The 12,275-nt window shown below is 63.4% G+C and carries 12 protein-coding genes; 8 read left to right on the forward strand and 4 right to left on the reverse strand.

From position 1 onward, the window contains the following. Nucleotides 1-64: 64 nt before the first annotated feature. Nucleotides 65-826, forward strand: coding sequence for an SDR family NAD(P)-dependent oxidoreductase (locus OZ411_RS03395; RefSeq protein ID WP_282526806.1), 762 nt, complete (start codon nt 65-67; stop codon nt 824-826). Between the two features lie 134 nt (nt 827-960). Continuing rightward, the gene (locus tag OZ411_RS03400; protein WP_282526807.1) at nt 961-2,364 is read left to right on the forward strand and encodes an amidase; all 1,404 of its coding nucleotides are present in this window, start codon (nt 961-963) and stop codon (nt 2,362-2,364) included. A 17-nt stretch (nt 2,365-2,381) separates the two neighbouring features. On the opposite strand, the gene OZ411_RS03405 is transcribed toward OZ411_RS03400, so the two are convergent. Then, the gene (locus OZ411_RS03405) at nt 2,382-2,537 is read right to left on the reverse strand and encodes a hypothetical protein (RefSeq protein WP_165420981.1); all 156 of its coding nucleotides are present in this window, start codon (nt 2,535-2,537) and stop codon (nt 2,382-2,384) included. Nucleotides 2,538-2,779: 242 nt separating this feature from the next. Here OZ411_RS03405 and OZ411_RS03410 point away from each other — a divergent pair, with 242 nt between their 5' ends. The 6 genes from OZ411_RS03410 (at nt 2,780) to OZ411_RS03435 (ending at nt 8,359) form a co-directional block, all read left to right on the forward strand. Beyond that, on the forward strand, nt 2,780-3,349 hold the full coding sequence (locus tag OZ411_RS03410) for a cytochrome c oxidase subunit 3 family protein (protein WP_282526808.1): 570 nt from the start codon (nt 2,780-2,782) through the stop codon (nt 3,347-3,349). Then, nucleotides 3,350-3,616 (forward strand): hypothetical protein, encoded by a 267-nt coding sequence (locus OZ411_RS03415; protein WP_349016971.1) that lies wholly within the window; start codon nt 3,350-3,352, stop codon nt 3,614-3,616. A 105-nt stretch (nt 3,617-3,721) separates the two neighbouring features. Continuing rightward, nucleotides 3,722-4,174: a cytochrome c gene (locus OZ411_RS03420; RefSeq protein ID WP_282526809.1), complete on the forward strand. Its 453-nt coding sequence runs from the start codon at nt 3,722-3,724 to the stop codon at nt 4,172-4,174. A gap of 40 nt (nt 4,175-4,214) precedes the next feature. Beyond that, nucleotides 4,215-5,561, forward strand: coding sequence for a cbb3-type cytochrome c oxidase subunit I (locus OZ411_RS03425; protein WP_130577318.1), 1,347 nt, complete (start codon nt 4,215-4,217; stop codon nt 5,559-5,561). Between the two features lie 61 nt (nt 5,562-5,622). Further along, on the forward strand, nt 5,623-6,435 hold the full coding sequence (locus tag OZ411_RS03430; protein WP_282526810.1) for a CbbQ/NirQ/NorQ/GpvN family protein: 813 nt from the start codon (nt 5,623-5,625) through the stop codon (nt 6,433-6,435). Between the two features lie 10 nt (nt 6,436-6,445). After that, nucleotides 6,446-8,359, forward strand: a complete 1,914-nt coding sequence (locus tag OZ411_RS03435; RefSeq protein WP_282526811.1) for a VWA domain-containing protein — start codon at nt 6,446-6,448, stop codon at nt 8,357-8,359. Nucleotides 8,360-8,679: 320 nt separating this feature from the next. On the opposite strand, the gene hemN is transcribed toward OZ411_RS03435, so the two are convergent. The 3 genes from hemN to nirK all read right to left on the reverse strand — a co-directional run bounded on the left by hemN (nt 8,680) and on the right by nirK (nt 12,172). Next, entirely contained in the window at nt 8,680-10,032 is a 1,353-nt protein-coding gene (gene hemN, locus OZ411_RS03440; protein ID WP_282526812.1) for an oxygen-independent coproporphyrinogen III oxidase, read from the reverse strand. A 90-nt stretch (nt 10,033-10,122) separates the two neighbouring features. After that, nucleotides 10,123-10,986 (reverse strand): SUMF1/EgtB/PvdO family nonheme iron enzyme, encoded by an 864-nt coding sequence (locus OZ411_RS03445; RefSeq protein WP_282526813.1) that lies wholly within the window; start codon nt 10,984-10,986, stop codon nt 10,123-10,125. A gap of 64 nt (nt 10,987-11,050) precedes the next feature. Next, nucleotides 11,051-12,172, reverse strand: coding sequence for a copper-containing nitrite reductase (nirK, locus tag OZ411_RS03450; RefSeq protein WP_130577323.1), 1,122 nt, complete (start codon nt 12,170-12,172; stop codon nt 11,051-11,053). Nucleotides 12,173-12,275: the final 103 nt, after the last annotated feature.

Here is a 12,275-nt window from a genome sequence, read left to right on the forward strand (position 1 = left end):
GAGAACGCGTCTTGTTCATCAGCGTGCCATTTGAAGTCAAAAATGACCAGGGAGGGAGACGAACATGGACTTAGGACTCAAAGGAGCCAACGTTCTCGTCACGGGCAGCACCAAGGGCATCGGCAGGGCGATCGCCGAGACCTTCGCCACTGAGGGCGCCAATGTCGGAATTTGCGCGCGCAATCAGGCGGACGTGGACAGCACCGTCGCCGCCCTCAAGGCAAAGGGCGTCGCGGCGTTTGGCGGTTCGGTCGATGTATCCAATGGTGCGGCGCTCAAGGCCTGGGTGAGCGACATGGCATCGAAGCTCGGCGGCGTCGATGTCGTCGTCGCCAATGTCAGCGCCCTCTCGATAGGGCAGGACGAGGAAAGCTGGGAGAAGGAATTCTCCACCGACATGATGGGAACGGTCCGCCTGGTGAACGCCGCGATGCCATATCTGGAAAAGAGCGGCGCTCCTGCGATCGTGACGATCGCCAGCGTGTCGGGACGCGAGGTCGACTTTGCGAGCGGCCCCTACGGCACCTTCAAGGCGGCGATCATCCACTATACGCAGGGCCTGGCCTACCAGCTCGCCGCGAAGGGCATACGGGCCAACTCCGTGTCTCCGGGCAACACCTATTTCGAGGGCGGTGTCTGGAACATGATCAAGGACAGCAATCCCGAACTGTACAAGACCGCGCTGGCGCTCAATCCGACGGGACGGATGGGCACGCCGCAGGAGATGGCGAATGCCGTCGTGTTTCTTGCGAGCCGGGCCGCCAGCTTCATCACGGGAACGAACCTTGTCGTGGACGGTGCCTTGACGCGAGGCGTCCAGTTCTAGAGCATTTTCGGTTCTGATTGAATCAGAACCGAAGCTCTAGATTCTTGTTTTGACGCGTTTTCTTCACGCGAACCGGTATCCACTTCGCTCGAAAACGCTCTAAGGCGCATTCCCGATGGCAACAGGAACTCGATATGTCCGCGGATCAACTGCACTACAAGTCCATAACTGAACTGTCCGAACTGTTTCGCCGTAAGGAGCTGCGGCCTTCGGAGGTCACCGAAGCAACGTTGAACCGTATCGACAAGCTCGATGGAGGCTTGCACGGATATGCCATCGTCCTCGCGGAACGGGCCATGGCGCAGGCAAGGAAGCATGACAGCGAGATCGTCAAGGGCATTTGGCGCGGCCCCCTTCATGGCGTTCCGATCGGTCTGAAGGATCTGTGCTACACGACATTCGCACCGACGGCGGGCGGCACGAAGATTCATGCGAACTTCGTGCCGTCGTTCAATGCGACCATCGTTGATCGGCTCGAGCGCGCCGGCGCGGTCACGCTCGGAAAGCTCAAGATGACGGAAGGCGCCTATACCAGCCATCATCCTGATGATCAGGCCCCGCTCAATCCCTGGAATGCGGATTATTGGGTCGGCTCTTCGTCGACTGGATCGGGCGTCGCCACCTCCGCCGGTCTCTGCTACGGATCGATCGGAAGCGACACGGGCGGTTCGATCAGGTTTCCATCGGCGACCTGCGGGCTGACCGGAATCAAGCCGACATGGGGCCGGGTGAGCCGCTATGGCATTTTCCCGCTGGCGGACTCGCTCGATCATATCGGGCCGATGTGCCGAAGTGCTGCGGACGCCGCAGCGATGCTGGGCGTCATCGCAGGCGCGGATGCCAACGATCCGACGGCTTTGCAGGCTCCCGTTCCGAATTATCTGGCTCGGATTGGCGATGGCGTACGCGGCCTCAGGATTGGGGTGGATCGCAAATACACGCAGGAAGGAATCGACCCGCAGGTCGTAGCAGCCTTGCTGGAGGCCGAGCGCACGCTGGTGGATCTCGGTGCCGAAATCCGTGAGGTTCGATTTCCCTCCTACGAGAAGCTCGTGAGCCTGTGGATTCCGATGTGCTCGGTCGAGACGGCCGAAGCGCACCTCAAGACCTATCCGTCGCGCAAGTCGGAATACGGTCCGGACCTTGCGCAGTTGATCGAGCAGGGCAGGTCGGTCAGCGGTATCGAAATCGCCGCCATTCATCATGAGCGCCTCAAGTTCTGCGGCAGCCTCGCAGCATTGTTTGGGGATATCGACCTTTTGCTCATTCCGACGATGCCGGTGCCGATTCCGACGCTTGCGAAGATGAGTGAATATGGCGCTGATCCGAATGTGTTGTTGAGCATCCTGCGCTTCACCGCGGTGTTCGACTTCAGCGGAAGTCCGACCATTACGCTCCCCATGGGGGTTGCGTCAGATCGGATGCCGTTGAGCATGCAACTGGTCGGCCCGCATCTATCTGAGGGTGTGCTTGCTCGCGCAGCTCACGCGTTCCAGTCGACGACGGACTGGCATACCCTGCGGCCGCCGATTGGATGACCCTGGCCGGGACCGGCCTATTGCGTGAAGAAGAGCACGGCGGCGATAGCGCCCGACAGCGCAATCGCCGCGATCGTCGCGGTGGTCGACAGGACACCCATCGCTCGCATCGCGCCGGCGAAGATCATGATCAGAGGCGTCGCGGTGAGGAGGCCGACCTGCGCGTCGCTCATGGTTCCAACTCCGATTCGTAGATCTCTTTGTTTGAGCATGATCTCCGCGCAAACGCTTCGCGTTTGTCGCGAGGGAAAACCGGTTTCCACTTTTCCGGATCATGCTCTGACGCCGTCCGCCTTAGCGCGACCGTGCTGACCCGGACCCTACGCGGCGGGCTGCCCCCGTCTTTGTCCGGGGACAAAGATCGCGGCTCTCATCGCCGGTAGCGATCCGGGCGACGACCCCGCCCGGAGGATCCATGTCGGCTCAAGATTGCGAAGTGCAGGAAAGCGGCCTGCTGGCTGAACTCCCCGGCGACCCCATGATCTGGGTCCTGATCTTCAGCGAATTCGCCGTCTTTGGTCTGCTGCTGGGCGCGTTCGCGGTCGCCCGCGCCGTCAACCCCGCCGTCTTCGCCTCCGGCCAGGCCGTCCTGGATCCCGGCCTCGCGGCCCTCAACACCTTGGTGTTGGTGACCAGCGGGTGGGCCGCGGCACGTGGAGCCGCGGCCGCTCGCGCGCGTGCAGCGGCGGCCTGCCGTCGCTGGCTGGGGCTTGCGATCGCGCTCGGATGCGCGTTCGTCGCGATCAAGCTTCTCGAATACGATAGCGAAATCGCGACCGGTGTCGGACTGGAGACCAGCACGTTCTTCACGCTGTACTTCCTCCTGACCGGCTTCCATCTGCTGCATGTCGTGCTCGGCATGGTGATACTGGCGGTGGTTCAGCGCGGTGCGGAACCTGGCGCGGTCGAGACCGGAACGTCGTTCTGGCACATGGTCGACCTGGTCTGGATCCTGATGTTTCCGATCATCTACCTGGTGCGCTGAATGATGGCCCGTCATCCGCTCGAAACGACCCTGATCCTCCTGATCGGCCTCGCGATCGCGACGCTGATCGCTTCCCGCAGCGTGCCAGTTGCATGGTTGAGCAATGTCGTCGTGCTCGCCCTCGCGGCGCTGAAGGGGCGATGGATCCTGCTCGACTTCCTCGGACTTCGCGCGGTGCCGGCGATCTGGCGCGGACTGGTCAGCGCCTGGGTGCTCGGCGTGGCATCGTTCGCCTTGGCTGCCTCCATCGCCAGACTGCTGATCTGAGGCGGCGAATGCGACGCTGGTTGCTCCAGCACAAAGAACCGATGGGGCTGCTACGTAGATTGGCGCGGCGCTCGCACTATCAACAAGAACGGGAAAGGATAGGTGATGGCTGAACGCCTCACGAAAACGGCTGCCCGGAACGTCTTCTACGGGGGATCCGCCTTCTTCTTTGCGATCTTCCTCGGCCTGACGGCCCACAGCCACTACTACATGGTGAACACCTCGACGAACGCCTCGACGCTGACGGATTCGGTCGCGCGCGGCAAACATGTCTGGGAAAAGAACTCCTGCATCAACTGCCACACGCTGCTGGGCGAGGGCGCCTATTTCGCGCCGGAAGTCGGCAATGTCTGGGACCGCTGGGGCGGCAAGGAAGATCCGGCCGCTGCAAGGGACATCCTGAAGGCGTGGATGCAGGCGCAGCCGTCCGGCGCGCCGGGCCGGCGACAGATGCCGCAATTCAACCTGACCGATCAGGAACTCAACGATCTCGCCGACTTCCTGCAATGGACCAGCACCATCAAGCGCCAGGACTGGCCGCCCAACAAGGCCGGATGAGCACCGCGTCCCGACAGCCCTTCAACAAGTGAGCTTTTCGATGAAATACCAGACCCAAAAAGTCGCGATGCTGTATTTCTACGGCGCGCTGACGCTTTTCCTCGCGCAGGTCGTCTTCGGCCTGCTCGCCGGCACGATCTACGTCCTGCCGAACACGCTTTCGGTCATCCTGCCCTTCAACATCGTCAGGATGATACACACCAACGCCCTGATCGTGTGGTCGCTGATCGGCTTCATGGGCGCGACCTACTACCTGTTGCCGGAGGAGACCGAGACCGAGCTTTTCAGTCCGCTGCTCGCCAAGATCCAGTTCTGGATGTTCTTCGGCGCGGCGGGCGCCGCGGTCGTCGGCTATCTCTTCCACTATCATGAGGGACGTGAATTCCTCGAGCAGCCCTTCATCATCAAGGTCGGCATCGTCGTCGTCTGCCTGATGTTCCTATTCAACGTGACGATGACCGCGTTGAAGGGGCGCAAGACCACGGTCACGAACATCCTGCTGTTCGGCCTGTGGGGCGTCGCGATCTTCTTCCTGTTCGCGTTCTACAATCCGGCGAACCTCGCGGTCGACAAGATGTACTGGTGGTACATCGTGCATCTGTGGGTCGAGGGCGTCTGGGAGCTGATCATGGCCTCCGTGCTCGCCTTCCTGATGATCAAGCTCAACGGCATCGACCGCGAGGTGGTCGAGAAGTGGCTCTATGTCATCATCGGCCTGGCGCTGTTCTCGGGCATCCTTGGCACCGGCCACCACTTCTACTGGATCGGCGCGCCGGGATACTGGCAGTGGATCGGTTCGCTGTTCTCGACGCTCGAGGTCGCGCCCTTCTTCACCATGGTGATCTTCACCGTGCAGATGACCTGGAAGGCCGGACGCAAGCATCCGAACCGTGCGGCGCTGTTGTGGTCCGTCGGTTGCTCCGTGATGGCGTTCCTCGGCGCTGGCGTGTGGGGCTTCCTGCACACCCTGTCCTCGGTGAACTACTACACGCACGGCACCCAGGTCACCGCCGCGCACGGGCACCTCGCGTTCTTCGGCGCCTATGTGATGCTGAACCTCGCGGTGATGGCTTACGCGATCCCGGAGATCCGCGGACGCGCGCCCTACAACCAGTGGCTCAGCATGGCAAGCTTCTGGATCATGTGCACGGCGATGCTGACGATGACCTTCGCGCTCACCTTCGCCGGCATCATCCAGGTCCATCTGCAGCGCGTGCTCGGCCAGAGCTACATGGAAGTGCAGGACCAGCTCGCAATGTTCTACTGGGTCCGTCTCGGCTCCGGTGTGTTCGTCGCGATCTCCGCGCTGATGTTCGTCTGGGCCGTGCTGGTGCCCGGACGTGAGAAGCACTCCCTGGCCGGCGGAGCGCTGCAGCCCGCCGAGTAGAGCAACGCGGCGGCCGCGCACCTCGCGGCCGCCATTCCCCTGGATGTCCCGGAGAACCATCATGAAATCCGTCCTTCAGGCTGTAGCAAGCTCCGTTTCGGAGATTCCGGCTTATGTGCCGAGTGGAAACGAGTGCGCGCTGTTCGAGCACGCGTGGCGTCACCGCCTGCCGGTGCTGCTGAAAGGCCCAACGGGCTGCGGCAAGACCCGCTTCGTGGCTCACATGGCCGCACGCCTCGGCATCCCCTTGCATACCGTCGCCTGCCACGACGACCTCACCGCGGCCGATCTCACCGGCCGCTATTTGCTCAAGGGCGGCGACACGGTCTGGACGGACGGTCCCCTGACGCGGGCGGTACGCGAAGGCGGCATCTGCTATCTCGACGAGGTGGTGGAAGCCCGCAAGGACGTGACGGTGGTGCTGCATCCATTGACCGACGACCGCCGGCTCCTGCCGCTCGAACGGACCGGCGAGGAGCTCGTCGCGCCGCCGGGCTTCATGCTGGTCGTGTCCTACAATCCCGGCTACCAGAGCCTGTTGAAGGCATTGAAGCCTTCGACGCGGCAACGCTTCGTTGCCATCGAGTTCGACTTTCTGCCGCCGGAGCAGGAGATCGCCGTCGTGTCGGCGGAAAGCGGGCTTCCACCGGATCGCGTGCGCCCGCTGGTTCAGCTTGCCCAACGCCTACGCGCGCTGAAGGGACATGACCTGGAGGAGGGCGTCTCGACGCGCCTCATCGTCTACTGCGCCACCCTCGTCGCGGCCGGTGTTTCCGTCACCGAGGCCGTCCTCGCCGGCATGATCGAGCCGCTGACTGACGATAGCGACGTCAAGGCCGCGCTGGTGGAGGTCACACGGGCCGTGATTGGATAGGTGAGCGCCGATGCTGGATTTTCTCGAGCTGGAGGAGACCGTCGGCCGTGCGTGGCATCGCCTGGTCGGCGCGACTGCGTCCTATCCGGTTCATGCCGAACACGCCGTCGCACTCTCGGAGATGCAGGGACAGATCGCCGTCATGTTCCGCGCGCTCGGCGGCGAGGCGGGCGTTGCGCTCGCCGGCACGGGCGCGCGCAAATCCGGACACCGGCTCGCCTGGAGGCAGAGGATTGGCCTCGGTGATGAATCCCTTGCCCATCCCGGGCGCGACGCGGCGACCGTCTTCCTGCCCGAGCGCATCGCTTTGTTTCCGGATCGCGGCCTGAACGCGGCTCTCTATCGTTGGCTCGCTGCGTGGTTTGCGATCGTGCCGCTGGAGGCGATAGATGAGACCGATCCGCTCCGGCGCGATCTCCTCATCTTGCGTCGCGCCCGCGCCACGGCCGCCATGGTCGCCGCTCGATTTCCGGGACTAGCCGGCTCCTACACGCGACTGGCCGCGGCAGTCGCATCTGGCCGGCCGCAGCGGCCATTGCCTCGCGTGGAGCGCGAGGTCGAACAGATCGTGCTCGCGCTGCTTGGCGCCGCGGCGCCGCCGCAAGGAAAGCTTTGGCTTTCGCTGACCGGCGACAAGGCGCTGCCGGAACGGGCGCCGCCCGGATATCGTCCGGTGCTGCCATGTCCATTGTGGGGCGATTGCTGGACCCGCGACGTCGGGCAGGTATCTCAAGATCAGGACGACGCCTCGCACGACGCCCAGGCGGACGCACCGGACGCGCGAAAGCGCTTTGCGACACGCGAGCGGGAGAACGGAGCCGACAAGAGGGATCCGTTCATCCTCAACCGCTTCGAGAAGATCCTGGCCATGGCGGAGATGGTGAACGTTGATCGCCCCTCCGACGACACCGAGGACGAAAATGCGCGCAAGGCGGCCGACGATCTGGAAGAGCTGTCAATCGGGCGGCGCAGCGGAAAGCCTGCGACGAAGCTGAAGTTCGATCTCGACCTGCCGCCGGAAGCGGTCGACCCCTCGCGGCTCGACGGCGAGCGGCTGTATCCGGAATGGGATTACCGCAGCCGCAATTATCTGCAGGACCACTGCCGCGTGTTGACGGCGCATGCGAGCGAGACCGGCGAAAGCTGGGCGGCCGACCAGGCCACGCGCCGTCGCATCCGCCAGGTGCGGCGCCAGTTCGAGGCGCTGCGGCCCCGCCACGAGCTCGCAAGGGCACAGCCCGACGGGCACGACCTCGACATCGACGCGCTGGTCCGCGCGCGTTGCGATCTCCGCGCCGGCAGCGGCACGCTCGATCGCGTTCATCTCGCGATGCGGCCGCAAGGTTACGATCTGGCGGTGACGCTGCTCGTCGACGTGTCGCTCTCGACCGACGCCTGGGTCGATGGGTACCGCGTCCTGGACGTGGAGAAAGAGGCGTTGCTTGTCCTGGCTCATGGACTGTCGGCCTGCGGTGACCACCACAGCATCCTGACCTTTACCTCGCGCCGCCGGTCATGGGTGCGGCTCGAAACCGTTAAGGCGTTCGGAGAGCCGATGAGCGCGTCCGTGGAGCGGCGCATCGGGGCACTCAAGCCCGGATACTATACCCGCATCGGGGCGGCTGTGCGCCACGCCGCGTCCGAACTCGCAGCGCAGCCGCAGCGGAAGAAATTGCTGATCGTTCTCACCGACGGCAAGCCGAACGACGTCGATCACTATGAGGGGCGCTTCGCCATCGAAGACACCCGCAAGGCCGTACAAGAGGCGCGCCGGCTCGGCGCCGCCGTCTTCGGCGTCACGATCGATGCAACCGCCCAGAGTTATTTTCCAACGCTGTTCGGGCGAAGCGGTTATGCGATCGTCGGCAACATCCGACTCCTGCCGGCCGCGTTGCCGGCGCTCTACCGGCAGCTCACGCAATAGCCAGCTTCTCGGGGCAAATGCAGGGCTATCGCATATAGCTGTTTGATGGCCGTGAACGAGGCGGGCCTCATGGTTCTCCGAGCGATGCGCATCGTCTCGAGACGCGCCGCAAGCGGCGCTCCTCACCATGAGGGTCTAAGATTCCGCCACGAAATCAGACCTCATCCCGAGGAGCCCGCCGAAGGCGGGCGTCTCGAAGGATGGGCCGCGATGGAACCGCCCACCAAGTTCTGTTCCATATGCAATAGCACTGCCCGCAAGCGGAGGAAGTGTAGCCAAGCTGCAATCGATCAACCTGATCGGATCATGCTCTCGTTAGTTCAGACCGCGCGACTGTGCGTGGCTACGGATCGTGGAAGATGCGCGTCGAATGCCGAAGCGACGCTGCGGACCAGGAATTCGGCGCCGTTGTTGACCGCGAGGCGGTCATCGAACATCGTCACAGCGCCATCGGCGATGAGGCTATCGATCCGTTGCCGATCGACGATCGCGGAGTTCGGATCGCGGCCGTGCAGCCGCGATACCTTGGGGAGGTCGACGGCAAGATCGCACATGATCCGCTCGATGATGTCGGCGCGGAAGAGATCTTCCTCGGTAAACGCGTAGCCCTTGACCGTGGCGAGCCGGTCCTCGACGATGCGCGCAAGATAGTCGCGTGTCGGCACGGCGTTCTGTACGAATCCTTGAGGCATGCGGCCGATGGCGCTGGCGCCGAGACCAATGAGCGTGTCGGCCGAATCGTCGGTGTAGCCCTGGAAATTCCGCCGCAACCTGCCTTCCCGTCTTGCCACGGCAAGATTGTCGGTGGAAAGGGCGAAGTGATCGAGGCCAATGCGCACGTAGCCTGCATCGAGCAAGGCCCGCGCGATCGTCTCGGACTGAAGATGCCGCTCGATGCTGTCAGGCAGGGATTCTTCGGCAATCTTGCGCTGGTGCTTCTTGAACGACGGAATGTGCGCGTAGCCGAACACCGAGAAGCGATCCGGACGCAGCTCGACACATTTTGCAACCGTGTCCAGGCACGAATCCACCGTCTGCAGGGGAAGGCCATAGAGCAGGTCGAAATTGAGCCTGCCGACGCCGGCCTGGCGCAGCCGCTCGACGCACGCGGCGGTCTGTTGGAAACTCTGGTGCCGATTGATGGCGCGCTGCACGGCCGGATCGAAGCTCTGGACGCCAAGGCTCGCACGGTTGACGCCGCAATAGCCGAGCGCCTCCACCATCGGCTCAGTCATCGTGCGGGGATCGATCTCGACGGCGATCTCGGCTTCCGGCAGCACGAAGAACGAATAGCGCAAGGCGCCGATGAGATCCGCGAACGTCTCCGGCGACATGATCGTCGGCGTGCCGCCACCGAAGTGGATATGGGAGAGCGGCAGTCTCTGGCCAATCGTCTCTGCGACAAGGAGCGCTTCCGTGCGCAGGCCCGCCGCGTAGATCGCGATCGGCTCGTCACGCTTGGTCACGGACGTATGACATCCGCAGTACCAGCACATCGCTCGGCAGAACGGGACGTGGAGGTAGAGCGACGCCGGCTGGCGAATGGGTATCGATTTGAGCCACCGCCGATAGTCGTCCTCGCCGATTTCAGGTGAAAAATTCGGGGCCGTCGGATAGCTGGTGTAGCGTGGGAGCCGGTCCTGCCCGTAGGATTGCGCCAAGTCGGATCGCATCTGCCTTCCTCCTTCGTCTCGGCATGATCTATCGGACCCGTGGGGGAATGACTTTGTTCTGGCTCAACCCGTCCGCTTCTCGTCGAACGTTCATGTTCGCGGCAGCAGCTTCGCCACGTTCCGGGAGATCGCCGCGGCGACCGAGCTGGAACGCTCGGCGACGAGCCTAAAGCCAAGATTGGTCGGCGGAATGCCCACGGCGCATCCGCCGGACTTGGGATCGCGGATGAAGTCGGTCATGTAGGCGCGGTGGACTCCCTCCACGACGCGGACCCCGCAATTCGTGTTGGTGATCCGCTCGCCTCCGTCGTCGAGCGAGGCGCGGACGAAGCAGCTATCCGTCCACTCCCAGACATTGCCGGCCAGGTCGTCCAATCCGTTGCTGTTCGTGCCGAACGCGCCCCCGGGCTGCGCGGCCTTCTCGGCGGGCTTGGAGCGGGCAGATTCGGCTTCATAACGGGCGATCCAGGCCTGCGCCGGATCCGCGGGGTCGACCAGCGGCAACGCTTCGTCGCGGGCCTTCTCGGCGGCCGCGAATGTCCACTCCTCGTCGGTCGGCAGACGGTGGATAACACCGGTCCTGCGCGACAACCATGCAGCATAGGCCGAGGCGTCGTGCCAACTGACGCCGACGACGGGCACGTCCAGGGAGCCGTTGGGGACCGGCACCTTTGGACAGGCTCCGTCGTCGACGCAGCGCACGTACTCGGCGACCGTGACCTGCCGCTTCATGACGATAAGATCAGCAGGCAGGCGGAGTTTGCGCAGGGGCCCTTCGACCGGTCTGTTGTCCTGCGAGAAATCGCCGGCAGCCCGATAGCTGAAGGAAACAGGAGAGAGGCGCACAGCACCATTGTCATCATGCGGAGGCGCGGGCGAGAACACGGTGGCCAGGATCGGCGCAGCCAGCGCGCCAGCGAGCATGGCCGTCTTCATTTTCATCAGGATAAGCATGATGTCGCCTCACTTGGTGAAACGGCCCGCGGGTAGGGACCGCGGGCCGTTCCTTCAGCTCCACCTACCGGCTTAGGGTCACCGGGTCGGCGGCGCCGAGCTTGTCGGCCGGGATCGGGCCGGGAGGAGAGACCTGCTTCATGAGGTCATCGCTCCATTTGCCTTCCACCTTGATGTGCGCCGCGGCGCCGAGTTCGAAGGCCTCGATCAAGTTGTGGTTGAGATAGGCGTACACACCGGGCTGGCGGAAGGTATACAGCGCGGCTGCCGCCGAACCGCCACGCACCAGCCAGGTCTCGAGATCCTTCTCCGGCGGGTTGTTGAACTTGCCGGTCTCCCAGACATAATCGCCGTGCCCGCCGATCAGGTGCGGACGGGTGTCGCGGTTGGCCTGCGAATGCACGATCATCACGGTCTCGCCGACCTTCGCGGTCAATGCATTCTTGCCGGTCAGCGCACCGACCCGTCCGTTGAAGACGACGTGCGTCGGGATCAGCTTGCGCATGACCTCCGTGGTATCAGCATAGGACTCGCCGACCGTGTCGTAGGTCTTGTACTTGCCGTTCGCGTCCTTCGGCACATAGAGGTCGTTTTCGCCGATGTAGAAGATCTTGTCGTAGCGCAGCGACTTGCCGTCACGGTCCTTCAGCCCATCACGCGGCAGCACCATCACCGTGCCATGCATGCCGGAGACCACGTGCCATGGGACCATGCCCTCAGGAGCGCAGTGATAGACGAAGACACCGGGACGCGTCGCCTTCCAGCGCAGCACGGCCTGTTCGCCCGGATTAACCTTGGTCAGCGCGCCACCGCCCAACGCTCCGGTCGACGAGTGAAGGTCGATGTTGTGCGGCATGGAATTGGTCGCGGGATTGACGAGCGTCAGCTCCATGTAGTCGCCTTCGTGCACCACCATCATCGGGCCGGGCATGGAGCCATTGAAGGTCATCGCATGAAACTTGGTGCCGGCGTCGTCGATCACGACTTCCTTCTCCTGGACCGTGAGCTTGAACTCGACGATCTTCGGTCCGGCCTTGGTCGCCTGTTCGTGCGGATGCACGAAAGGCGGCGCGACCAGCTCGACTCGTTCACGCGGCAGCTTGAGGTCGTCGGCGGCCAGCGCCGGCGCGCTTATCATCAGCGCCGCGATCGCGGCTCCCATCAGGGCGGTCCTTCTCGTCAGCATGATGTTCTCCATCGCTTCAATCGTCCTAATTCGATGCCTGCATCATGTTCGATCTGGTGGCCAGACACTTTGCTCTGGAACAATGAGATGTCGATTTATTCGA

This window comes from Bradyrhizobium sp. Arg237L (genome assembly GCF_029990105.1).
Taxonomy (GTDB): domain Bacteria; phylum Pseudomonadota; class Alphaproteobacteria; order Rhizobiales; family Xanthobacteraceae; genus Bradyrhizobium.

Coding starts and splice junctions, on each gene's coding strand:
- OZ411_RS03395 (WP_282526806.1), top strand. CDS start 65: ATGGACTTAGGACTCAAAGGAGCCAACGTTCTCGTCACGGGCAGCACC.
- OZ411_RS03400 (WP_282526807.1), top strand. CDS start 961: ATGTCCGCGGATCAACTGCACTACAAGTCCATAACTGAACTGTCCGAA.
- OZ411_RS03405 (WP_165420981.1), bottom strand. CDS start 2,537: ATGAGCGACGCGCAGGTCGGCCTCCTCACCGCGACGCCTCTGATCATG.
- OZ411_RS03410 (WP_282526808.1), top strand. CDS start 2,780: ATGTCGGCTCAAGATTGCGAAGTGCAGGAAAGCGGCCTGCTGGCTGAA.
- OZ411_RS03415 (WP_349016971.1), top strand. CDS start 3,350: ATGATGGCCCGTCATCCGCTCGAAACGACCCTGATCCTCCTGATCGGC.
- OZ411_RS03420 (WP_282526809.1), top strand. CDS start 3,722: ATGGCTGAACGCCTCACGAAAACGGCTGCCCGGAACGTCTTCTACGGG.
- OZ411_RS03425 (WP_130577318.1), top strand. CDS start 4,215: ATGAAATACCAGACCCAAAAAGTCGCGATGCTGTATTTCTACGGCGCG.
- OZ411_RS03430 (WP_282526810.1), top strand. CDS start 5,623: ATGAAATCCGTCCTTCAGGCTGTAGCAAGCTCCGTTTCGGAGATTCCG.
- OZ411_RS03435 (WP_282526811.1), top strand. CDS start 6,446: ATGCTGGATTTTCTCGAGCTGGAGGAGACCGTCGGCCGTGCGTGGCAT.
- hemN (WP_282526812.1), bottom strand. CDS start 10,032: ATGCGATCCGACTTGGCGCAATCCTACGGGCAGGACCGGCTCCCACGC.
- OZ411_RS03445 (WP_282526813.1), bottom strand. CDS start 10,986: ATGCTTATCCTGATGAAAATGAAGACGGCCATGCTCGCTGGCGCGCTG.
- nirK (WP_130577323.1), bottom strand. CDS start 12,172: ATGCTGACGAGAAGGACCGCCCTGATGGGAGCCGCGATCGCGGCGCTG.